Origin of the sequence: Sulfitobacter sp. SK025 (genome assembly GCF_003352105.1) — a bacterium.
Classification (GTDB): Bacteria; Pseudomonadota; Alphaproteobacteria; order Rhodobacterales; family Rhodobacteraceae; genus Sulfitobacter; species Sulfitobacter pontiacus.
Map to the genome: position 1 here is coordinate 1,701,482 of NZ_CP025808.1, position 21,457 is coordinate 1,722,938.

Annotated in this window: 18 protein-coding genes; 8 read left to right on the plus strand and 10 right to left on the minus strand. The window is 59.2% G+C overall.

Annotated features, from left to right (window positions below; genetic code table 11):
* Nucleotides 1-12: 12 nt before the first annotated feature.
* The 4 genes from C1J04_RS08295 to C1J04_RS08310 form a co-directional block, all read right to left on the minus strand.
* Entirely contained in the window at nucleotides 13-1,410 is a 1,398-nt protein-coding gene (locus C1J04_RS08295; RefSeq protein WP_009826758.1) for a pyruvate dehydrogenase complex E1 component subunit beta, read from the minus strand.
* Nucleotides 1,411-1,413: 3 nt separating this feature from the next.
* Nucleotides 1,414-2,424 carry a pyruvate dehydrogenase (acetyl-transferring) E1 component subunit alpha gene (gene pdhA / locus C1J04_RS08300; RefSeq protein ID WP_009826759.1) on the minus strand — a complete coding sequence of 337 codons (1,011 nt, stop codon included), beginning with the start codon at nucleotides 2,422-2,424 and terminating at the stop codon, nucleotides 1,414-1,416.
* 177 nt (nucleotides 2,425-2,601) lie between these two features.
* Nucleotides 2,602-2,901 (minus strand): FtsB family cell division protein, encoded by a 300-nt coding sequence (locus C1J04_RS08305; RefSeq protein ID WP_005852941.1) that lies wholly within the window; start codon nucleotides 2,899-2,901, stop codon nucleotides 2,602-2,604.
* Nucleotides 2,902-3,082: 181 nt separating this feature from the next.
* On the minus strand, nucleotides 3,083-4,276 hold the full coding sequence (locus C1J04_RS08310; RefSeq protein WP_009826760.1) for a phosphoglycerate kinase: 1,194 nt from the start codon (nucleotides 4,274-4,276) through the stop codon (nucleotides 3,083-3,085).
* Nucleotides 4,277-4,407: 131 nt separating this feature from the next.
* Here C1J04_RS08310 and C1J04_RS08315 point away from each other — a divergent pair, with 131 nt between their 5' ends.
* On the plus strand, nucleotides 4,408-4,914 hold the full coding sequence (locus C1J04_RS08315; RefSeq protein ID WP_009826761.1) for a peptidylprolyl isomerase: 507 nt from the start codon (nucleotides 4,408-4,410) through the stop codon (nucleotides 4,912-4,914).
* Complete coding sequence (locus C1J04_RS08320; protein ID WP_009826762.1) at nucleotides 4,907-5,461, plus strand: peptidylprolyl isomerase; 555 nt, start codon at nucleotides 4,907-4,909, stop codon at nucleotides 5,459-5,461. Before C1J04_RS08315 ends, C1J04_RS08320 begins: the two co-directional genes overlap by 8 nt.
* Before the next feature lie 139 nt (nucleotides 5,462-5,600).
* Here C1J04_RS08320 and C1J04_RS08325 read toward each other — a convergent pair whose 3' ends face one another.
* The 4 genes from C1J04_RS08325 to C1J04_RS08340 form a co-directional block, all read right to left on the minus strand.
* Nucleotides 5,601-6,101: a bactofilin family protein gene (locus C1J04_RS08325; RefSeq protein WP_005852949.1), complete on the minus strand. Its 501-nt coding sequence runs from the start codon at nucleotides 6,099-6,101 to the stop codon at nucleotides 5,601-5,603.
* The gene (locus C1J04_RS08330) at nucleotides 6,091-7,419 is read right to left on the minus strand and encodes a M23 family metallopeptidase (protein WP_005852951.1); all 1,329 of its coding nucleotides are present in this window, start codon (nucleotides 7,417-7,419) and stop codon (nucleotides 6,091-6,093) included. The genes C1J04_RS08325 and C1J04_RS08330 overlap by 11 nt, the downstream gene beginning before the upstream one ends.
* Before the next feature lie 189 nt (nucleotides 7,420-7,608).
* Nucleotides 7,609-8,418: a ferritin-like domain-containing protein gene (locus C1J04_RS08335; RefSeq protein ID WP_009826763.1), complete on the minus strand. Its 810-nt coding sequence runs from the start codon at nucleotides 8,416-8,418 to the stop codon at nucleotides 7,609-7,611.
* The gene (locus C1J04_RS08340) at nucleotides 8,415-8,876 is read right to left on the minus strand and encodes a peroxiredoxin (protein ID WP_005852954.1); all 462 of its coding nucleotides are present in this window, start codon (nucleotides 8,874-8,876) and stop codon (nucleotides 8,415-8,417) included. The genes C1J04_RS08335 and C1J04_RS08340 overlap by 4 nt, the downstream gene beginning before the upstream one ends.
* Nucleotides 8,877-8,975: 99 nt before the next feature.
* Between C1J04_RS08340 and C1J04_RS08345 the strand changes: the two genes are divergently transcribed.
* The 6 genes from C1J04_RS08345 to uvrA all read left to right on the plus strand — a co-directional run bounded on the left by C1J04_RS08345 (nucleotide 8,976) and on the right by uvrA (nucleotide 19,953).
* Nucleotides 8,976-12,320, plus strand: coding sequence for a YhdP family protein (locus tag C1J04_RS08345; RefSeq protein ID WP_009826765.1), 3,345 nt, complete (start codon nucleotides 8,976-8,978; stop codon nucleotides 12,318-12,320).
* A gap of 9 nt (nucleotides 12,321-12,329) precedes the next feature.
* Complete coding sequence (gene queA / locus C1J04_RS08350; protein ID WP_009826766.1) at nucleotides 12,330-13,394, plus strand: tRNA preQ1(34) S-adenosylmethionine ribosyltransferase-isomerase QueA; 1,065 nt, start codon at nucleotides 12,330-12,332, stop codon at nucleotides 13,392-13,394.
* A gap of 74 nt (nucleotides 13,395-13,468) precedes the next feature.
* Nucleotides 13,469-14,731, plus strand: coding sequence for an MFS transporter (locus C1J04_RS08355; RefSeq protein ID WP_005852959.1), 1,263 nt, complete (start codon nucleotides 13,469-13,471; stop codon nucleotides 14,729-14,731).
* Between the two features lie 81 nt (nucleotides 14,732-14,812).
* The gene (locus tag C1J04_RS08360; protein WP_037954370.1) at nucleotides 14,813-15,379 is read left to right on the plus strand and encodes a DUF924 family protein; all 567 of its coding nucleotides are present in this window, start codon (nucleotides 14,813-14,815) and stop codon (nucleotides 15,377-15,379) included.
* Nucleotides 15,380-15,486: 107 nt separating this feature from the next.
* Nucleotides 15,487-16,881 (plus strand): dihydrolipoyl dehydrogenase, encoded by a 1,395-nt coding sequence (lpdA, locus tag C1J04_RS08365; RefSeq protein ID WP_009826768.1) that lies wholly within the window; start codon nucleotides 15,487-15,489, stop codon nucleotides 16,879-16,881.
* Nucleotides 16,882-17,070: 189 nt separating this feature from the next.
* Nucleotides 17,071-19,953 carry an excinuclease ABC subunit UvrA gene (gene uvrA / locus C1J04_RS08370; protein ID WP_009826769.1) on the plus strand — a complete coding sequence of 961 codons (2,883 nt, stop codon included), beginning with the start codon at nucleotides 17,071-17,073 and terminating at the stop codon, nucleotides 19,951-19,953.
* Between the two features lie 88 nt (nucleotides 19,954-20,041).
* Here the strand turns inward: uvrA and C1J04_RS08375 are convergent, their stop codons facing one another.
* Together C1J04_RS08375 and mmsB are read right to left on the minus strand one after the other, a co-directional pair.
* On the minus strand, nucleotides 20,042-20,482 hold the full coding sequence (locus tag C1J04_RS08375; RefSeq protein ID WP_009826770.1) for a hypothetical protein: 441 nt from the start codon (nucleotides 20,480-20,482) through the stop codon (nucleotides 20,042-20,044).
* 98 nt (nucleotides 20,483-20,580) lie between these two features.
* A complete protein-coding gene (mmsB, locus tag C1J04_RS08380; RefSeq protein ID WP_037954687.1) occupies nucleotides 20,581-21,456 on the minus strand; it encodes a 3-hydroxyisobutyrate dehydrogenase in 876 nt (291 codons plus the stop codon).
* Nucleotide 21,457 lies beyond the last annotated feature (1 nt).

Sequence of the window (21,457 nt, forward strand, 5' to 3'; positions counted from 1 at the left end):
GTGGACCGCTCCTTACTTGTAGGTGACTTTTTTGACCGCCGCGATGACCTCGTCCGTGGTGACAAGCGCCAGTTTTTCGAGGTTTGCGGCATAGGGCATGGGCACATCTTTGCCGGTGCAGTTGATCACCGGCGCGTCCAGATAGTCAAAGGCTTCCTGCATGATCACGCTTGAGATGTAGTTCCCGACGGAGCCTTGCGGCCAGCCCTCTTCGACGGTGACGAGGCGGTTGGTCTTCATCACCGACTTGATGATGCTGGCGGTGTCCATCGGACGCAGGGTGCGCAGGTCGATGACTTCGGCGTCGATGCCTTCTTCGGCCAGCTTTTCAGCGGCTTCCAGCGCATAGGTCATGCCGATGCCAAAGCTGACAATCGTGACATCCGTGCCCTCGCGCCAGATGCGGGCCTTGCCGAAGGGGACGGTATAATCCTCGACATCGGGCACATCGAAGGATTTGCCGTACATGATTTCATTTTCAAGGAAAACGACGGGGTTGGGGTCGCGGATCGCGGTTTTCATCAAACCTTTGGCATCGGAGGCAGAATAGGGCATGACCACCTTGAGGCCGGGGATCTGCATGTACCACGCGGCGTAATCCTGGCTGTGCTGCGCGCCGACGCGGGCAGCGGCCCCGTTTGGTCCGCGGAAGACCATCGGTGCGCCCATCTGCCCACCGGACATATAGAGCGTTTTCGCGGCGGAGTTCAGGATGTGGTCGATCGCCTGCATGGCAAAGTTCCAGGTCATGAATTCGACGATGGGGCGCAGCCCGCCAAAGGCGGCACCCACACCGATACCGGCAAACCCGTGTTCGGTAATCGGCGTGTCGATGATCCGCTTGGCCCCGAATTCGTCCAGCAAGCCTTGGGAAATTTTATAGGCACCTTCGTATTCGGCGACTTCCTCGCCCATCAGGAACACATCTTCGTCGCGGCGCATTTCTTCGGCCATGGCGTCGCGCAGGGCCTCGCGTACAGTCTGCTGTTTCAGCTTGGTACCTTCGGGCCAGTCGGGGGTGGTGTCCGTTTCCGGTGCTTTCGGGGCCTCGGCGTCGGGCTTGGCGGCGGCGGGCGCCTTGTCGGATTTGGCGTGGTCGCTATCGTCGGCCTTGGCCTGTGTCGCCGGTGCGGCGCTGGAGGCGCTGTCGATGTCAGAGGCGTCTTCGCCTTCTTCCAGCAGCACGGCAATGGGGGTGTTGACCTTGACGCCTTCGGTGCCGGCGTCGATCAGGATCTTGCCGATGGTACCTTCGTCGACGGCTTCGAATTCCATCGTGGCCTTGTCGGTTTCGATCTCGGCCATGATGTCACCCGAGGATACGGTGTCGCCCTCTTTGACCAGCCATTTGGCAAGCGTGCCTTCTTCCATTGTGGGGCTCAGTGCGGGCATGAGAATTTCGATTGCCATGGTTCAAGCCTCCTGTGGGACTTCGGTTGCGTAGATATCTGTCCAAAGCTCTTCCGCCGCGGGTTCGGGGCTTTCTTTGGCAAACTCCGCGCTTGCGTTAACGATTTCCTTAATCTCTTTGTCGATCGCTTTCAGATCGTCCTCGCTGGCGTGTTTATGTTCCAGCAGAATGTTGCGCACCTGTTCGATGGGGTCGCGTTCGTCGCGCATTTTCTGCACTTCTTCGCGGGTCCGGTATTTGGCCGGGTCCGACATCGAATGCCCGCGGTAGCGGTATGTCTTGATTTCCAGAATATAGGGGCCGTCGCCCGAGCGGCAGTGTTTCACCGCGCGTTCGCCCGCGTCCTTGACCGCCAGCACATCCATGCCATCCACCGCTTCGCCGGGGATGCCGAAAGCCTTGCCGCGTTCCCAGATTTCAGCGCTGGAGGTAGAGCGCTGCTGCGAGGTGCCCATGGCGTATTGGTTGTTCTCGATGATGAAAATCACCGGCAGTTTCCACAGGGCGGCCATGTTGAACGTCTCGTAGACCTGACCCTGGTTCGCGGCACCGTCCCCGAAATAGGTAAAGGTAACGTTGTCGTTGCCCTTATACTTGTCCGCAAAGGCGATGCCCGCGCCAAGGGGCACGTTCGCGCCCACGATACCGTGGCCGCCGTAGAATTTCTTTTCCTTAGAGAACATATGCATGGACCCGCCCTTGCCGCGGGAATAGCCGCCTTCGCGGCCGGTGAGTTCGGCCATCACCCCGTCGGGGTTCATGCCGCAGGCCAGCATATGCCCGTGGTCGCGGTAGGTGGTGATGCGGCTGTCGCCGTCCTTGGTCGTGGCTTCAAGCCCGACAACCACCGCTTCTTGTCCGATATACAGGTGGCAAAAACCACCGATCAAACCCATGCCGTAAAGCTGGCCCGCTTTTTCCTCGAACCGCCGGATCAGCAGCATATCGCGGTAATAGGCCTTGAGCTCTTCAGCGCTGGCGTTTGTCTTTTTCGTCGGTTTCTGGGCAGCCATGGGGCAATTCCTCCGTAGTTTGTCCCGCGCACGCGCAAAATAGTTTAGCGTTAAACTATCTCTTATCGGATTCGAGCAATGATGGCGAGAGGCATTTACAAGTCACGCAATACCCTGCTGGCGGGGCGTGAATTTTTTATGACGCTGCGGGGGATTATGCCGGATGATGCGCGGGTATCAGCGGATCACGATTTCGTCGGCGCGGATCATCCCCAGCACCTTGCGGGTCTGTTCGTCCAGCAGGTCGAGATCAAGATATTCGTCAGACAGACGATGGGTCAGGTTCTCCATCCGCGCCACATCGATCTGCACCTGTGCAAGCTGTACCCGCAGATCCTGCGCTTCGGCCACAATCTCGGCGCGGCGGAACAGGCCGTAGTTCCCCTGAATCGCCGCAAAGGCGAAATAGAGGCTCAGCGCGAAGGCGATCGCGAAAAACAAGAGAGTGCCAAAAGCGGGTTTGCTGCTGCGGTTCATGTATCTGCCTTTAATCGTCTCTTAGTGGACGTTCCCCCAGTATGACACAGGTGATTCGCGAAGGGAATCCCCCGTCTTCCGATTGGCAAGAAAATGTTCATATTTTTAGGGGGTTGGGCAAGGATGTCGCATATCTTTCCCGCCAGTCGCATCGCTGTGCCACGACTGGCGGGGGATAAGGTCAGGCGTCCAGGGCGGCGACGCCGGGGAGGGTCTTGCCTTCCATCCATTCAAGGAAGGCCCCGCCCGCGGTGGAGATATAGGTGAAATCCTCCGCCGCACCTGCCTGGTTCAACGCGGCCACGGTGTCGCCACCGCCCGCCACCGAGATCAGCGCGCCGTTGCGTGTCAGCGCAGCCGCTGCCTTGGCCGCGGCAACGGTTGCGGTGTCGAAGGGGGTGATCTCGAACGCGCCCATGGGGCCGTTCCAGATCAGGGTTTTCAGGCCGTCAAACGCGTCTTTGACCAGTTCAACCGTCTTTGGGCCTGCGTCCAGTACCATCTGGTCCGCAGCCAGCACGGTATCGGCCCCAAGGGCTGCGACCTCATGCGCGGCATGGGCGGCGAATTCCCGCGCGACAAGCCCATCTACGGGCAGCAAAACGCGGCAGCCGGCCTTTTCGGCCTGTGCCAGAATATCCTTGGCGGTGTCGTAAAAATCGGGCTCAGACAGGGACTTGCCCAGATCAGCGCCCTGCGCGCCCAGAAACGTATTGGCCATGCCGCCCCCGATCACCAACAGATCCAGCCGGTTCACGAGGTTTTCCAACAGCTCGATCTTGGTCGATACTTTGGCACCGCCCACCACCGCGCCCACGGGGCGTTTCGGAGTGGCCAGCGCGGCCTCAAGCGCCGAAAGTTCGGCCTGCATCAAACGACCCGCACAAGAGGGCAAGAGCCGCGCGACCCCTTCGGTCGACGCATGGGCGCGGTGCGCGGCAGAGAAGGCATCGTTGCAATAGATATCGCCCAAACCGGCCAGACGTTTGGCAAAATCGGGGTCGTTCTCGGTCTCGCCCGGATAGAAACGGATGTTCTCAAGCAGCAATACATCGGCGGCGTTGATCTCTTCGGTGCCCGCCTCGGCGGCCTCGAGCGTTTCGGCCAGCACGACTTTGCGGCCCAAGGCATCCTCCAGCGCGGGGAGGACGACACGCAGGCTCAGATCCTGCACGCGTTTGCCCTTGGGGCGGCCAAAATGCGCCAGCAACACAGGGGTGCCACCTTGTTCCAGAATGTCGCGCAGGGTGGGGATGATCCGCTGGATGCGGGTGTCGTCCGTTACCTTGCCGTTTTCAACCGGCACGTTGATATCCACGCGCACCAGAACCCGCTTGCCGCGCAGGTCCATGTCATCCAATGCTTTCCAGCCCATCTTGTCCCTCGTGTAAAACCACAATTCCCGTCGTGTTTTGCCGTTATTGCCGTCAGGGTCAATGGACCCGCTTGGCAATTGCGCTTGCACGTCCTAGGTAATTGCCAACGAAATTCTTAAAGGAGACCGGCATGGCCGAGATCAAAGACCCCGAAAACACGATCCTGATGGAACTGAAGGGCGGCACTGTCACCATCCAGCTGTTGCCTGATGTGGCCCCCAAACATGTAGAGCGTATGAAAGAACTGGCCCGCGCCGGTAAATACGACAACGTGGCCTTTCACCGCGTGATCGAAGGGTTCATGGCGCAGACAGGCGACGTGGCCAACGGCAACATGGAAGACAATTTCAACCTGCGCGCCGCGGGGACCGGTGGGTCTGACATGCCGAACCTGCCAGCCGAATTCTCCAAAGTGCCACACGCCCGTGGCAGCATCGGTGCCGCGCGTTCCGCCAACCCCGATAGCGCAAACAGCCAGTTCTTCATCAACTTCAAAGACAACGACTTCCTGAACGGTCAGTACACCGTTTACGGTCAGGTCATCTCGGGGATGGAGCATGTCGACGCGATTACCCGTGGCGAGCCGCCAGCGAACCCTGATCGCATGATCAGCGTCAAGGTTGCCGCTGATGCGTAATCTGATTGCAGCAGGCGTTGCTTCTGCCGTGATGGCAGGGGCGGCTTTCGCGGATGGTCTGGCGATCACCGTGGATGGCGAAGCGCAAGGCACCATCAAGATCGATCTGGCCGAAGACGTGGCCCCCGCGCATGTGGCTCGGCTGAAAGAGCTGGCCGAAGCAGGGGCATACGATGGCGTGGTGTTTCACCGCGTGATCGACGGTTTCATGGCGCAAACCGGTGACGTCGAATTTGGCAAGGCCGGTGGGGACACAGGCCGCGCGGGCATGGGCGGTTCCGACCTGCCTGACCTGCCTGCCGAATTCTCGGACATCCCCTTTGACCGCGGTGTCGTCGGGATGGCTCGCAGCCAAAGCCCGGATTCCGCGAACTCGCAGTTCTTTATCATGTTTGACCAGGGGCACTTCCTGAACGGGCAATACACCGTTGTGGGCAAAGTGACCGAAGGGCTGGACGTGCTGGACGCGATCAAGCGCGGGACCGGCGGCAACGGCGCTGTCACCGGCACACCCGACCGTATGGTCGAGGTCAAGGTGACCAAATAATCATCGCGTAGGGCAGGGGCGCTTGCGCCTTTGCCCCGCTTTGGTCGCGCAGCACTTCGCAGCCGACGATTTTGATATCTCAACGAAAAAGGGCGTCGCAACAGTGCGACGCCCTTTCACATTCATCACCCTTGTCCGATCAGGACGCGGGGTTCGGCTTTTGCGCAGGGGCGGATTTCGCGCCGGGGTTCAGCGGGTCGTCCTGACGCTGAACGGAGCCTTCGAAATGCGCACCGGATTCGATGGCGATGGTCTTGTGGATGATGTCGCCTTCGACGCGGGCGGTCGATGTCAGGCGGACTTTCAGACCGCGCACGCGGCCCACAATACGACCGTTGATCACAACGTCATCGGCGATCACTTCGCCTTTGATGGTCGCGGTTTCGCCGATGGTCAGCAGGTGGGCGCGAATGTCGCCTTCCACGGTGCCTTCAACCTGGATGTCGCCGGTTGTTTTCAGGTTGCCGGTGATGTGCAGATCGGAGGACAGCACGGAGGCAGGTGGTTTTGCCTTGGGCGCGCTGGCCTTGAATTCGCTTTGCTTGGGCGCGGCCGGTGCAGAGGATGACGGTGCAGCGGTGCTGGACGTGTCTGCGTCGGACTTAGGAGCGGGATCATTGATTTTGCTTTTAGAAAACATCGTTTGCAGCCTTGATAAAGATCATTGGATTTACAGCCTTGCCACCGACACGGACTTCGTAATGCAGGTGGACGCCAGTAGACCGTCCTGATGTTCCCATATCACCTATCCGCTGTCCGCGCGATACCCTTTGGCCGACTTTTACGCGCAATTTAGACATGTGTGCGTAACGTGTCTCGACCCCGAATTCATGTTGGATTTTAACCAGTCGCCCGTAGCCAGAGCTCCAGCCCGCGTGGGTCACAACCCCTTCGGCGGTGGAGTGGATGGGCGTGCCCATACCGGCGGCGAAATCTGTCCCGCTGTGCATCCGGCGGCCCCCCGTCTTGGGATCGCGGCGGTAGCCGAACGGGCTGCTGAAGCGGAAGGAGGATTTCAGAGGGTTCGCAAAGGGCGCTTTTTGCGCGGCAATGCGGTACATGTTCAGCTTGTCCATCTGGCCAAGCAGACGGTTGGCACGCAGGGTGTCGGGGGAAGGAGCCTCCCCCCGTGTGGAAAAGCTTAACGGCATCAGCGGGCCACCCTGACCGGAATAACCGCGGCGCACGGTGGCCAGCATCCGGTCGGTCGGCATGCCCGCGCTGCGGAACATTTTATCAAGCGGCGCAACAGAGACGGTCATCGCCTCTTCAAGCTGGCGGAAAATCGCGTCGTTCTGTTCGCGCATCAAGGCCAGCTTCTGGTTCAGTTCATCCGCCTGGATTAGCGCGTCTTGCGCATCAATCACCACCTGATCGCGTTCGGCGGCGGTACGCTCAAGCGCCTCTGCCAGCAGGGAAATCGGGGCGGAGGATCCGTTGGCGGCGCGTGTCGCTTTCCCTTCACCGGCGGCGGCCCCTTCCAGTTCGGCGACCTGGGTGCGCGCAGCTTCGCGGTCTTTCATCGTGTCGCGCAGGGTGCTTTGAATGACTTCGATGCCGGTCTCAAGCTCGCGGCGGCGCGTCTCGGATTGCAGCAGCTCGGACTGCATGACCGAAATCTGCTTCAGCGCGGCGTTAAACCGTTCCTGCGCGGCGACGGCCTCTTCCGCGCGCCCATTGCGCTGCGCTGAAAGATCGCTCAACCGCGCCTGATAGGTGCGTTGGTCGCGTTTTGCTTGTTCGCGAAAATTGCCCGACCCGATGCTGTCCATCAGGATCACGGCGGTGGCGACGATCGACCAGGCCACAAACAGTGACGCCCCGGTGAAAACGAAAAGCTGGGTAACGGGGCGCAGGCGGATAAAGCGTGTGTCGGTATCGGATTTCAGAAAAACGCGGCGTTCGGGAAAAAACCGTTCAAGCGCCGAATGAATTTTGATTGCAAACCTTGTCCGCACGCGTGGTATCCTTGTTCCGTCCCTGTCACAGCACGCAAGGCCCCCACCGCGCGCTGATTGTCACCCGCCGTGCTTAGCCAGTGGGGGTCCGTCGGGCAACCCTTCAGACTTTCCCACCGGCGGTTAATGAAAGTTTAACGACAAATTTGGCAATAAATCGCCGATTCAACGGTTTGGAGGGCGAATATTTTAAACACTCTCGGTCAACGGCCAGTAAAAATCCGGTGGAATCCCGGCCTCTGCCCGCTTCTCTTCGTTGAACGGGGGCTTGAGAACACCGTGGAAATAGGTGCGCACCAGATCGTGGAACGCCTCTTTCGGGTCAAGCTCGTGACGCCCGCACAAGAAGTGAAACCACTTTGACCCATAGGCCACATGCGAGACCTCTTCGGCGTAAATCACCTCAAGCGCGTCGACGGCCTGCGTGGCTTTGGCACTTTTGAACACCTGAATCATATTGGGCGTCACATCCAGCCCGCGCGCCTCAAGCACCATAGGCACAACGGCGAGACGCCCCATGAAATCATCCACCGTATCCTCGGCTGCGCGCCACATACCGGCATGGGCGGGCAAGGCCCCGTAGTGGCTGCCCAAAGCTTCAAGGCAATCGCACATCAGATTGAAATGTTTGGATTCATCGTCGGCGGCGCTGACCCAATCATCGTAAAATCCCATGGGCATTTTGATATCGGTAAAGCGCGCGATAATGTCCCAGTGCAGATCAACCGCGTTCAATTCGATATGGGCCACGGCGTGCAGCAAGGCGATGCGCCCTTCAGGCGATCCGGGCTTGCGGTGGGGCACATCGCGGGGCGACAAGAGTTCTGGCTTGTCGGGGCGGGCCGGGCGCAACGGCGGGTTGGACGTGCCGATTTCCGGTGCCTCGCCTGCGGCGCGGGCAGCCCGCCACTCGGCCGCGTACTTGTGAGAAAGCGCGGTTTTCTCACGGCCATCCGCAGTGCGCAGCACGTTTTCCGCCATTTGGGCCAGCGCGATCATAGGGCGCGCACCGCGTCCAGTACCTCTTCCACGTGACCGGCGACTTTCACCTTGCGCCAGATGCGGGCGATATTGCCGCTCGCATCGATCAGATAGGTGGCGCGTTCGATCCCCATGGACTTTTTGCCGTACATATTCTTTTCGACCCAGACGCCATAGGCTTCGGTCACGGCCCCATCGATATCAGCCAGCAGGGGGACCGTCAGGGCATGTTTGGCCGCAAAACGGTCGTGTTTTGCCATCGTGTCACGGGATACGCCAAAAACCACGGCACCGGCGTCGGCAAATGCTTCAAGATGTTCGGAGAAGCCTACGGCCTCCTTGGTGCAGCCCGGCGTGTCGTCACGGGGGTAGAAATACAAAACCACAGCCTTGCCCCGCAGATCGGAGAGCGAAATTTCGCCACCCCCCGTCACAGGAAGCGTAAAGTCTGGTGCAGGTTGGGAAATCTCTGGCATGGGTCACTTTCTTATGTATTGGAAGCCGTTGTCTGCACTGTCATACTAGTCGGGCTTGGCGAAACTTAAACCCCAAGCCGCCCTAAAAACCGGACGCCCATGCCCAACACCAGCGCAGCCCCCCGTACCCCCAAGCGGAGACGACTTTGGCAAGCCACCAAATGGTCGCTGCTGGTTATTTCGCTGATTGTTGCCACCATCGCAGGGGCTGCCATCTATATGATCCGCAGCCCCATTGTCGTGCCGGAATGGCTTGAGACGCGCATCGAAGAGCGGTTTGCCAAAGATATGCCGCTTGCGCGGATCGGCTTTGGAGAGATGGTGCTGATCGTGGACGAAGGGTGGCGGCCGCGCGTTCGGCTGCGCGACGTGAATATCACCAACCCCCAAGGGGTTAGCTTTGCCGCCTTCCGTGAAGTGCGGGCCAGTTTTTCCATTCAGGGCCTGCTGGCGGGCGATGTGCAGCCGCGCGATATTGCGATGTCCGGGGTTGTGGCCAACCTGCGGCGCGACAAGGATGGCCGCGTCGCGCTGAGCGCGGCGAGCGGGACTGCCCCGGCAGAGCGGCGGGCGGCCACGATGCCGCAGTTGATCGGCCAGCTTGATACGGTGTTCGAGACGAAGGCGCTGTCGCGGCTGCGGTCGATAGAGCTGCGCGCCCTGACCTTGCGCTACACCGATCTGCAGTCCGGCAGGATGTGGACGGTGGATGGCGGGCGGCTGTTGCTGGACCGTGAAGGCGATAACCTGCGGATGACGGCCGAGCTCGCCGTTTTGGGTGGCGGGGCGGATGCGGCCACGCTTTCTGCCAACTACAGCAGCAAAATCGGCGATACCGCGTCGCAGTTCGGCGTGAATTTCGATGGCGTGAGCGCGGGTGACATCGCGGTGCAGAACCCGGCTTTCGCTTGGTTGAAAGTGCTGCGCGCGTCTATCTCCGGTTCGGTGCGCAGCAGCCTTGACGAGGACGGCACCTTCGAGCCGCTGAACGCGACTCTGCAAATCGGGGCCGGGGTGGTTCAGCCTAATGAACGTGCTACGCCGATCCCCTTTGACGGGGCCCGCAGCTATTTCAGCTATGACCCAGATCAGCGTCTGCTGCGTTTTGACGAGCTTTCGGTCGAAAGCAAATGGGTGTCGGGCCGGATCGAGGGGGCCGCAAGTCTGGGTATTGATGACAGCGGTAAACTGGGCGAGCTGGTCGCACAGGTCCGTCTGCGCGACCTGGTGGCTGACCCTGCCGATATTTATGACACCCCTGTGTCGATTGAGGGTGCCGACCTGGATGCCAAAATCACTTTCAACCCGTTTCACATGTCCGTCGGCCGTATGGATATCGTCGACGGGGGGACGACGTTGAACCTGTCGGGGGATTTGCGGGCGGGGCCGCAGGGGTGGCAAGTTGCGCTGGATGCGGGGTTGAACGCGTTGAAACCAGCGCGCCTGCTTGAGCTTTGGCCAGAAAACGTCAAACCAAAGACCCGCAAGTGGGTGGACGAAAATATCTACGCCGGCGCGTTGAGCGACGTTGACCTTGCCTTTCGCTTGAAGCCAGGCGAGGCACCGCAAGCATACCTCGACTTTGATTTTCAGGGTGCCGAGGTTCGATTTTTGCGCACCATGCCGAATATCACCGACGGCAGCGGTCATGCGAGCCTTTCGCGCAATCGCTTTGTTGTCAGCGTGGATACCGGGGTGATCACACCGCCCAACGAGACGCCTGTGTCGGTGAACGGCTCTTCGTTCATCATGCCGGATGTCACGGTCAAGGACGGCCCTCCCGGCATCGTTCGGTTGCGCGCCGATGCGGACATCACATCGGTCCTGGCGCTGTTGAACCGGCCCCCGTTGCAGGCGATGGACAAGGCGAACCTGCCGGTTGACGTCGTCGATGCACGGGCCCAGTTGGCGGGCACTTTGTCCTTTCCGATGAAAAAAGGCTCTGACCCGAAGCTGACGATCTTCGACATCAACGGAACGCTGGCGGAATTCCAAAGCGACCGTCTGGTCAAAGATCGCGCGCTGCGTGCCGACCAGCTGACATTGAACGCGTCCAATAGCGGCCTGACGATCAAGGGCGAGGGCGAGCTGGACGGCGTTCCCTTTGACGGCGAATGGTCCCAACCCTTCGGCAAGCCGGGTGCTGCGAGCAGTGTCAGGGCGGATATTGCGCTGAACGCCAAAACGCTCGAGACTTTCAAGATCGCGTTGCCCCCTGATACGATCGCAGGTGAAGGGCGGGCGTGGTTCGCGATGGATCTGGTCAAAGGTCAACCCCCTGATTTTTCCGTCACATCGGATCTGCGGGGTTTGCGCATCACCGTTCCACAGATCGGCTGGACCAAAGCGCGATCCCAGACGGGCACGTTGGAAATATCGGGGCGGCTTGGGCCGGTTCCAGACGTCGATACCTTGAAAATCAGCGCCGCGGGGTTGTCGGCGCACGGAGATGTCACATTGCACCCAAGTGGTGCGTTGGACAGATTGCAATTTCACCGATTGCAGGTCGGGAACTGGCTGGATGTGCCTGTGGATCTGATCGGGCAGGGGGCAGGTCGCCCGGTGCAGCTGGTGGTTAAAGGCGGGCGTCTTGATTTGCGCACGGCGGAGCTCGGAAAAAGCAAGCCCAGCGGGGTCGCGAGCCCGCCGATGTTGTTGTCGCTGGATCGATTGCAAGTCACGGATAAAATTGCCCTGACAGGAATGCAGGGCGAATTTAACGTCGCGCGTGGCCTTGATGGACGGTTCACGGCAGCCTTGAACGGGGGCGCGCCGGTTTCTGGTCGCGTCGTACCCAAGGATGGCCGTAGCGCGGTGCAATTGACGGCAACCGATGCTGGTGGCGTTTTGAGGTCTGCCAACATTGCACAACAAGTCCACGGCGGCGCGCTTTCGTTGACCCTGGTACCCGCCGGATCGGGCGGTGCTTTCGACGGTCATGCAGAGATTAAAGACGTTCGTATCAAGGACGCCCCGACGATTGCAGCGCTGGTGAACGCAGTTTCCGTGGTCGGGCTGATCAACGAGTTGAACGGGGACGGGATATATTTTGACACGGTCGAAGCTGATTTTCGCCTGTCTTCCAATCGCGTCAACCTGACCCAAGCCAGCGCGACGGGGGCGTCGCTTGGGATTTCTATGGATGGGGTTTTTGCCACTGACACCGGCCAGATGGCGCTGCAGGGTGTGATCTCTCCTGTATATATGTTGAACGGAATAGCCAGTTTTCTGACCCGCAAGGGCGAGGGGCTTTTGGGTTTCAACTACTCTATCGGCGGGACGGTGCAGAGCCCGTCTGTCTCGGTGAACCCGCTGTCGGGGTTTGTGCCCGGTGCGATGCGGGATATTTTTCGCAGCGCCCCACGCACGACGCCCGCTCAGGATGGGGGGGCTGCCACCCCCGCGCCGCAAAAACCTGTTGCTCAACGCTTTGAGGGGCGCTAACGGGCGCGTATGAAACTCAGTGACTTCGATTTTGAACTGCCCGAGCGTTTGATCGCGACGCGCCCTGCGGTCCCCCGTACGTCGGCTAAGATGCTCGTTGCGCAGGGGGATCATATGACTGACACGACTGTCGCCAATATGAGCGATTGGTTGCGTCCCGGGGATCGGCTGGTGCTGAATGACACAAGGGTCATTCCGGCGCGGTTGTCGGGGCTTCGCCACCGGAACAGCGTACAGGGGCCGGTACAGGCGCGTATCGAAGTAACCTTGCTGGAGCCACGGGGCGATGCGGATTGGACTGCACTGATCAAGCCGTTGAAAAAGCTCAAGATTGACGAGACTGTCGTCTTCAGCGCCGATCTTTCTGCCCGTTTGGTTGGCGTCGAGGATGGCCAGGGTCGACTGCGGTTCAACTGCAGCGGCGACGATTTTGACGCCGCGCTGAATGATGCCGGTGCGATGCCATTGCCGCCCTATATTGCGGGCAAGCGTCCGGCAGACGCGCAGGACATGACGGATTACCAAACCGTTTTTGCCAAGAATGCGGGCGCAGTGGCCGCGCCTACGGCGTCGCTCCACTTTGATCAGTTGCTGCTGGATCAGCTCGCCGAGATGGGGGTGCGCTTTAGCCACGTCACCTTGCATGTGGGCGCGGGGACGTTTCTGCCCGTGAAGGTCGATGACATTGCTGACCATAAAATGCACAGCGAGTGGGGGCAGGTGAGCGCGCAGGCTGCTGCCGAAATCTCCGCCACCAAGGCTGCTGGCGGGCGGGTCATACCCGTTGGGACCACTGCCTTGCGGCTGGTCGAGACCGCTGCGCGGTCCGGGAATATCCAACCCTGGGAAGGGGATACCGATATTTTCATTACCCCTGGTTTTGAATTCAATGTCGCAGACGCGTTGATGACGAATTTCCATCTTCCGAAGTCGACCCTTATGATGCTGGTTTCGGCATTGATGGGGCAGAAAACTATACAAAAGATTTACAATCACGCGATTGAATCGAATTATCGGTTTTTCTCCTATGGCGATGCGTCGCTGCTCTTTCCAAAGACGCAAATAAACGTCTGAATGTCGTTCGGGGGGGTGACACCTCTAGGGATCGCCGTCAGGGAGGGGGCTGATCGCGTTAAAGGATTCGTAAGATGTTTCAGGTACTGAGCAGCGCATGGGCGCTTTTGTTGGGCATGTGTTTGCTGATGGTGGGCAACGGCATGCAAGGTACGCTCTTGGGGATTCGCGGCGGGATCGAGGCATTTTCGACCTTCGAAATGTCGATCGTGATGTCGGCATATTTCGTGGGCTTTTTGGGCGGCTCGCGTATGGCACCGGGTATGATCCGGCGCGTCGGTCACGTGCGGGTCTTTGCGGCGCTGGCGTCGATGATCTCGGCTGTCATGATTCTGTATCCGACCTTCCCGAACGTCGCTGTCTGGTCGGTGGGCCGCGTGTTGATCGGCTTTTGTTTTTCTGCGGTTTACGTGACGGCGGAAAGCTGGCTCAACAACGCTGCGACGAACGAAAACCGGGGGCAGGCGCTGTCATTGTATATGATCGTGCAAACCTTTGGCATCGTTATTGCGCAAGCGCTTTTGCTCACCGCGGACCCTTCAGGCTTTGTCCTGTTCGTTATTCCGTCGGTGCTGGTCAGCGTGGCGGTGACGCCAATTTTGCTGTCCATCAGCCCGACGCCCGCGTTTGACACCACCAAACCGATGAGCTTGCGCGAACTGGCCGGCTTCTCGCCCTTGGGGTGTGTGGGTATGTTCCTGTTGGGCGGGGTCTTTTCGGCGCAGTTCGGGATGGCCTCGGTTTACGGTGCCGAAGCCGGGCTGACCGTGGCGCAAATTTCGATCTTCGTTGCGACGTTTTTTGTGGGTTCGGTGGTTTTGCAATATCCAATCGGCTGGGTTTCGGACCGGATGGACCGTCGTCTTTTGATCGTTATCACGTCCATCATTGGGGGTATCGGGTCTGTCATCGGTATGCTGCTGGGGCATAACTTTAGCGTGTTGTTGCTGACCGCATTTGTCGTAGGTGGCATGTCTAACCCATTGTATTCGCTTCTTATTGCGCACACGAACGACTTCCTCGAGCCCGAGGATATGGCCGCGGCCTCCGGCGGCATGATCTTTATTAACGGGTTGGGCGCTATTCTGGGTCCGGTGATCACCGGCTGGATGATGGGCACCGCGCTTGGGCCGGGCGGGTTCTACCTGTTCACGGCGGTTCTGTTCTTTGCTTTGGCGGTCTATGCGTCCTACCGCGCGACGGTACGTCCGGCCATTCCTGCGGATGAAACGGGTAACTACATCCCGATTTACCCCGCTGCGACGACCGTCGCGGTCGAATTGGCGCAGGAATACGCGATCGAGAGCGAACAAACCGCGGAAGCGGAGCCGACCTAGACGTTTTGCTAATTCGTTACATCTTGTGTCTAATGAAATTAGAAAAGTTTGATCTTTTCTGTGGTCAAAGGAGGCAAGGCTATGAAAACGCCTGAGGACGTACGTCGGTTCTGGCTGGAGGAAACTGGGCCTGCGGGATGGTATGCGGTGGATGATGACCTCGATTCCGCGATCCGGTCACAGTTTCTGGACACCTGGTCGCTCATCGGGACCCATCGGTTGGACCATTGGCTGACCGATGCGAAAGGCACTTTGGCCTATCTCATTCTAGCGGATCAGTTTCCGCGCAATATGTTTCGCGGGCAGGGGAAGGCGTTTTCGACCGATCTGCGGGCCTTGCGGGCGGCTCAAACCGCTGTGCGCACCGAATGGGATAGGCTCATTGCGCCGCCTGAACGGCAATTTTTTTACCTTCCGTTCATGCATTCAGAAAGTCTGACCGATCAGGATCACTGCGTTCGGCTGGTCTGTGACCGTATGCCCGAGGCCGAGGAGACGCTGCGGCATGCGCGCGCGCATCGAAAGGTGATCCGGCAATTCGGCAGATTTCCGTATCGCAACAACGCCTTGGGTCGGCGAAGCACCGCCGCTGAAACCGAATATCTTGACGACGGGGGGTATGCCTATACGCTGCGGACACTCACGTAAGTGCGGGTCAGGCAGTTTGATCCTAGATCGGAATTCTCCGAGTTGCTGACGCTCGCGAGATAGTTTACCACTAAACTAAATTACAATACGTGCTGCGAGGTTGCATAATGGCTGCGAAATCCTTTGATCTGATCGTGATTGGTGCGGGGCCGGGGGGCTATGTTGCGGCCATCCGGGGCGCGCAACTGGGGCTTTCGGTCGCCATTGTAGAGCGTGAGCATCTAGGCGGCATTTGTCTTAACTGGGGCTGTATCCCGACGAAAGCGCTTTTGCGGTCGTCGGAAGTATTCCACCTGATGCAGCGCGCAAGCGAGTTTGGCCTGAAGGCAGACAATATCGGCTATGATCTGGAGGCAGTTGTCAAACGGTCGCGCAAAGTTGCGGGGCAGCTGTCCGGCGGTATCGGGCATTTGATGAAAAAGAACAAAGTCTCGGTCTTCATGGGCGCGGCGACATTAGCAGGCAAAGGTAAAGTGTCGGTTAAGTCGAAAGACGGGGAAGAGACGCTGACCGCCAAGAATATCGTACTGGCGACCGGTGCGCGGGCACGCAACCTGCCTGGGCTGGAAGCAGACGGAAAACGCGTGTGGATGTACAAGGATGCCTTGCAGCCGCCCCATATGCCGAAAAAGCTGCTGGTGATCGGGTCTGGCGCGATCGGTATCGAATTCGCAAGCTTTTACAATACCTTGGGCGCAGACACGACTGTTGTCGAGGTGATGGATCGAATCCTTCCCGTCGAGGATGAAGAGATCAGCAAATTCGCGAAAAAGCAGTTCGAAAAACAGGGCATGAAGATCATGCAGAAGGCCGTTGTCAAACAACTGGACCGCGCTGATGACAAGGTGACTGCGCATATCGAAACGGGCGGCAAGGTGACCAAGCATGAGTTTGACACGGTGATCTCCGCCGTGGGTATCGTTGGCAATGTCGAGGATCTTGGGCTGGAGGATCTAGGCGTGAAAATTGATCGGACCCATGTCGTGACCGATGAATATTGCCGGACCGGCGTCGAGGGGCTGTATGCCATCGGTGACATCGCCGGTGCCCCTTGGTTGGCGCATAAAGCCTCGCACGAAGGGGTGATGGTCGCCGAACTGATCGCGGGTCAACACGCGCACCCGGTCAAACCGGAATCCATCGCCGGCTGCACCTATTGTCACCCGCAGGTCGCGTCCGTCGGGTATACCGAAGCCAAGGCGAAAGAGCTTGGCTTTGACGTTAAGGTGGGTCGCTTCCCCTTCATCGGGAATGGCAAGGCGATTGCCCTTGGCGAGCCCGAGGGGATGATCAAAACCGTCTTTGACGCTAAAACAGGCGAATTGCTTGGCGCGCATATGGTGGGTGCCGAGGTGACCGAGCTGATCCAGGGCTATGTCGTGGGGCGTCAGCTTGAGACCACCGAAGAAGACCTGATGAACACCGTCTTCCCGCACCCGACCTTGTCAGAAATGATGCATGAATCCGTGCTGGATGCTTACGGACGCGTTATCCATATGTAGCCTTTGCCCGCGCATAGCGGGGTCCTGATCTTTGCAACGCCCGGTGACATATTCAATGTTGCCGGGCGTTTGCCGTCGTAATGGTAGCCCAAAATGCGTCGCGACAATGGCGTTCCCCTTGTGTTCTTATTTTTTCGTTGGAGAATCCGTAGCACGCACCTATGTACTAAGCGTTAACGGGGGTCCGATATGGCTGAGCTAAAGAACATCGAAGTGCGCGGCGCGCGCGAACACAATCTAAAGAACATCGACGTGGACATTCCGCGCGATAAGCTGGTTGTGATTACCGGGCTTTCCGGGTCGGGTAAATCGAGCCTCGCGTTCGACACGATCTATGCCGAAGGGCAGCGACGCTATGTGGAATCGCTCAGCGCCTATGCGCGGCAATTCCTTGATATGATGCAGAAACCCGATGTGGATCACATCAGCGGCCTGTCGCCAGCGATTTCGATTGAACAGAAGACCACGTCGAAAAACCCCCGCTCTACCGTGGGGACGGTTACCGAGATTTATGACTATATGCGCCTGCTTTTTGCGCGCGTCGGCACGCCCTATTCCCCCGCGACTGGCAAGCCGATCGAGGCGCAGCAGGTGCAGGATATGGTTGATCGCGTGATGACCATGCCCGAAGGCACACGCGCCTACCTGTTGGCCCCGATCATTCGGGACCGGAAGGGCGAGTACCGCAAAGAGTTCCTTGAGCTGCGTAAGCAGGGCTTTCAGCGGGTAAAAGTGAACGGCGACTTCTACGAATTGGACGAGCCGCCCACGCTGGACAAGAAGTTCCGCCATGACATCGACGTGGTTGTCGACCGTATCGTGGTCCGCGAGGGGCTAGAGACGCGCTTGGCGGATTCCCTGCGCACAGCGCTTGATCTGGCCGATGGGATCGCCGTGCTGGAAACCGCCCCGACCGAGGGCGAGCCCGAGCGCCATACCTTCAGCGAAAAATTCGCCTGTCCTGTCAGCGGCTTCACGATCCCCGAGATCGAGCCGCGTCTGTTTTCATTCAACGCTCCTTTCGGTGCCTGTCCGTCCTGTGATGGTCTGGGCAAAGAGTTGTTTTTTGATGAACGCCTTGTGGTGCCCGATCAGAACCTCAAGGTCTATGACGGTGCGCTGGCCCCGTGGCGCAAGGGTAAGTCCCCGTATTTCAAGCAAACGATTGAAGCCATCGCAAAACACTATCAATTTAGTGAAAATACGCGATGGAAAGACCTGCCCGAGAAGGTGCAGCAGGTGTTCCTGTATGGCTCCGGCAAGGAAGAGATCAAGTTCCGCTATGACGAAGGCGGCCGTGTGTACGAGGTCAGCCGCGTGTTCGAAGGGGTGATCCCCAATATGGAGCGCCGCTACCGCGAGACGGATAGCAACTGGATCCGCGAAGAATTCGAACGTTACCAGAACAACCGCCCCTGTGGCACTTGCAACGGCTACCGCCTGCGGCCCGAAGCGCTTGCTGTCAAGATCGGCCCGTCGGATGGCGATAGCGATACGCTGCTGCATGCCGGACAAGTCGTTGAAATGTCGATCCGCGAAGCTTTTGACTGGTGCACCAAAGTGCCCGATTATCTGACCGTTCAGAAGAACGAAATTGCGCGCGCGATCCTCAAGGAAATTCGCGAACGTCTGGGATTCCTCAACAATGTCGGGTTGGAATATCTGACGCTGGCCCGCTCTAGCGGGACGCTCAGCGGGGGGGAAAGCCAACGTATTCGGCTTGCGTCGCAGATCGGGTCAGGGCTGACAGGGGTGCTTTACGTGCTTGACGAACCATCGATCGGGTTGCACCAGCGCGACAATGACCGCTTGCTCCAGACGCTGAAAAACCTGCGGGATCAGGGCAATACGGTGATCGTCGTTGAACACGACGAAGAGGCGATCCGCGAGGCGGATTATGTGTTTGATATCGGGCCGGGGGCCGGTGTGCACGGCGGGCAGGTGGTCAGCCACGGGACATCGCAAGAGGTCGCCAATGATCCGAATTCGCTGACAGGCCAATACCTTACCGGCAAACGCGAGATCGCGGTGCCCGCCAAACGGCGCAAGGGCAACAAAAAGAAAATCCGCGTGGTCAAGGCGACGGGGAACAACCTCCAGAATGTCACGGTCGACTATCCTTTGGGCAAATTCGTCTGCGTGACGGGTGTGTCAGGCGGTGGCAAATCGACCCTGACGATCGAGACCTTGTTCAAGACCGCGTCGATGAACCTGAACGGGGCGCGCCAGACGCCTGCGCCGTGCGAGACCATCAAGGGGTTGGAGCATCTGGACAAGGTGATCGACATTGACCAGCGCGCCATCGGGCGCACGCCGCGGTCGAACCCGGCGACCTATACCGGTGCCTTCACCCCGATCCGCGACTGGTTCGCCGGTCTGCCCGAAGCCAAGGCGCGCGGGTACAAGCCCGGACGTTTCAGCTTTAACGTCAAGGGCGGACGCTGCGAGGCCTGTCAGGGCGACGGTGTGATCAAGATCGAGATGCACTTCCTGCCGGATGTCTATGTCGAATGTGAAACCTGCAAAGGCCAGCGCTATAACCGCGAAACGCTTGAGGTGAAGTTCAAGGGCAAGTCCATCGCTGACGTGCTGGATATGACTGTCGAGGACGCGCAGAGCTTCTTCCAGGCGGTCCCCAGCATCCGGGAAAAAATGGATGCGCTGATGCGTGTGGGCCTGGGCTACATCAAGGTGGGTCAGCAGGCGACAACGCTTTCTGGCGGGGAGGCGCAGCGCGTCAAACTGTCGAAAGAGCTCAGCAAACGCTCTACGGGGCGGACGCTGTATATCCTGGATGAACCGACCACGGGTCTGCACTTTGAAGACGTGCGCAAACTGCTAGAGGTGCTGCACGAACTGGTGGATCAGGGCAATACTGTGGTCGTCATTGAACACAACCTCGATGTCATCAAGACCGCGGACCATATCATCGACATTGGACCAGAAGGCGGCGATGGCGGCGGGCAGGTGGTCGCGACCGGCACGCCTGAACAGGTTGCCGAGGTCGAGGGAAGCTATACCGGCCATTATCTCAAGCCGATGCTCGCCCCGCGTAAGGTTGCTGCCAAATAGCATTGCCAACACTGCGGTAGACATAAAAATGCCCCGTCCTACTTAGGCGGGGCATTTTTCATGAAATCTTAGGGTTTCGCGGCGCAGTTTAGTTTAGAAGGCGCGATGCCAGACCGATCAGCGCCAGAACATCATTGGTTTGCGGGTCCACGGCATAGACATAGCCGTCGTCCTGAACATAGCGGTTATAGCGGGTCAGCCCATGCCGGTGGGGCTGTTCGATCACGACGTAGCGGGTCAGCTTGTCGCCTTTGGCGTGGCGGTGCTTGTCATGCCCTTTGGCAAGATGACGCCCGTTGTCGCTGTGCTGCTTCTCGTGTTTCTTGATCGCCTTTTTGTATTCTTTAACAGCTTTTTTGTGCTGCTTTTGATGCTTTTTGTCATCGTGCTTATCATGCTTGGCCAAGATCACCTGTGGTGCCGCGACATCGTAATGCCCCGACGCGCCATAGGAGGCAGAGGCCGCCTGTACGGCTGGGCTGAAGGCCAGCACGGCGAAGGCGCTTGCGGCGAGGGTAAGGGTTTTCATGCTCGTTCTCCGTTACAGTGTCGATACAGTAACAAACGAACGGCGCGCGGGTTTCCGTCGCTGGGACGAGACGGCGGGAACCCGCTTGCTTTTCCCTGTCAGCCGTTGCGGCCGCGGGTTTCGAAACGGGGCAGCATGGCAGAGAAATCCTTGCCGTTTCCGTCTTCGTTCTCGACGAATTGCGTATAGAGCGCGCGGGCCAGCTCTCCCATCGGGGTGTCTGCATCTGCCATCTCTGCTGCCTGCTGCGACAGCCCAAGATCCTTGAGCATCAGCTCCGCCGCGAAGCCCGGTGTGTAGCCATTGTCTGCGGGCGAGGTGGGGCCAACACCGGGGGCAGGGCAATAGGCGTTCATCGACCAGCTGTAGCCCGATGAGGTGCTGACCACGTCGAACATCTTCTGCCGGTCCAGCCCCAGTTTATCGGCCAGCGCAAATGCCTCGCAGGTGGCGATCATGGTGACGCCGAGGATCATGTTGTTGCAAATCTTCGCCGCTTGCCCCGCACCGGCATCGCCGCAATGCACCGCCTTTTGCCCCATGATGTCGAACAGGGGCTTGGCCTTGGCAAAGGCTTGCGTCGACCCGCCGGCCATAAAGGTCAGCGTGCCGCCAGATGCCCCGCCGATACCGCCAGACACGGGGGCGTCAACGGCCATTATGCCTGCATCTTCAGCAGCTTGCGCGGTGTTCTTCGCGCTTTCCACATCTACGGTGGAACAGTCGATGAACAGCGTGCCCTGCGCCATATGTGGGATCGCCTGCGCCGCCACTTGCCGCAGGATCGACCCGTTGGGCAGCATTGTGATCACCGCGTCCATGCCCGCCACGGCGGCTTCAAGGCTGTCTGCAACGCGCACGCCCTCTGCCGTGGTGCCCGCCACGTCAAAGCCCGCCACGTCGTGGCCTGCTTTGGCCAGGTTGGTCGCCATAGGCGCGCCCATGTTGCCCAGTCCGATAAATCCGATCTTCATG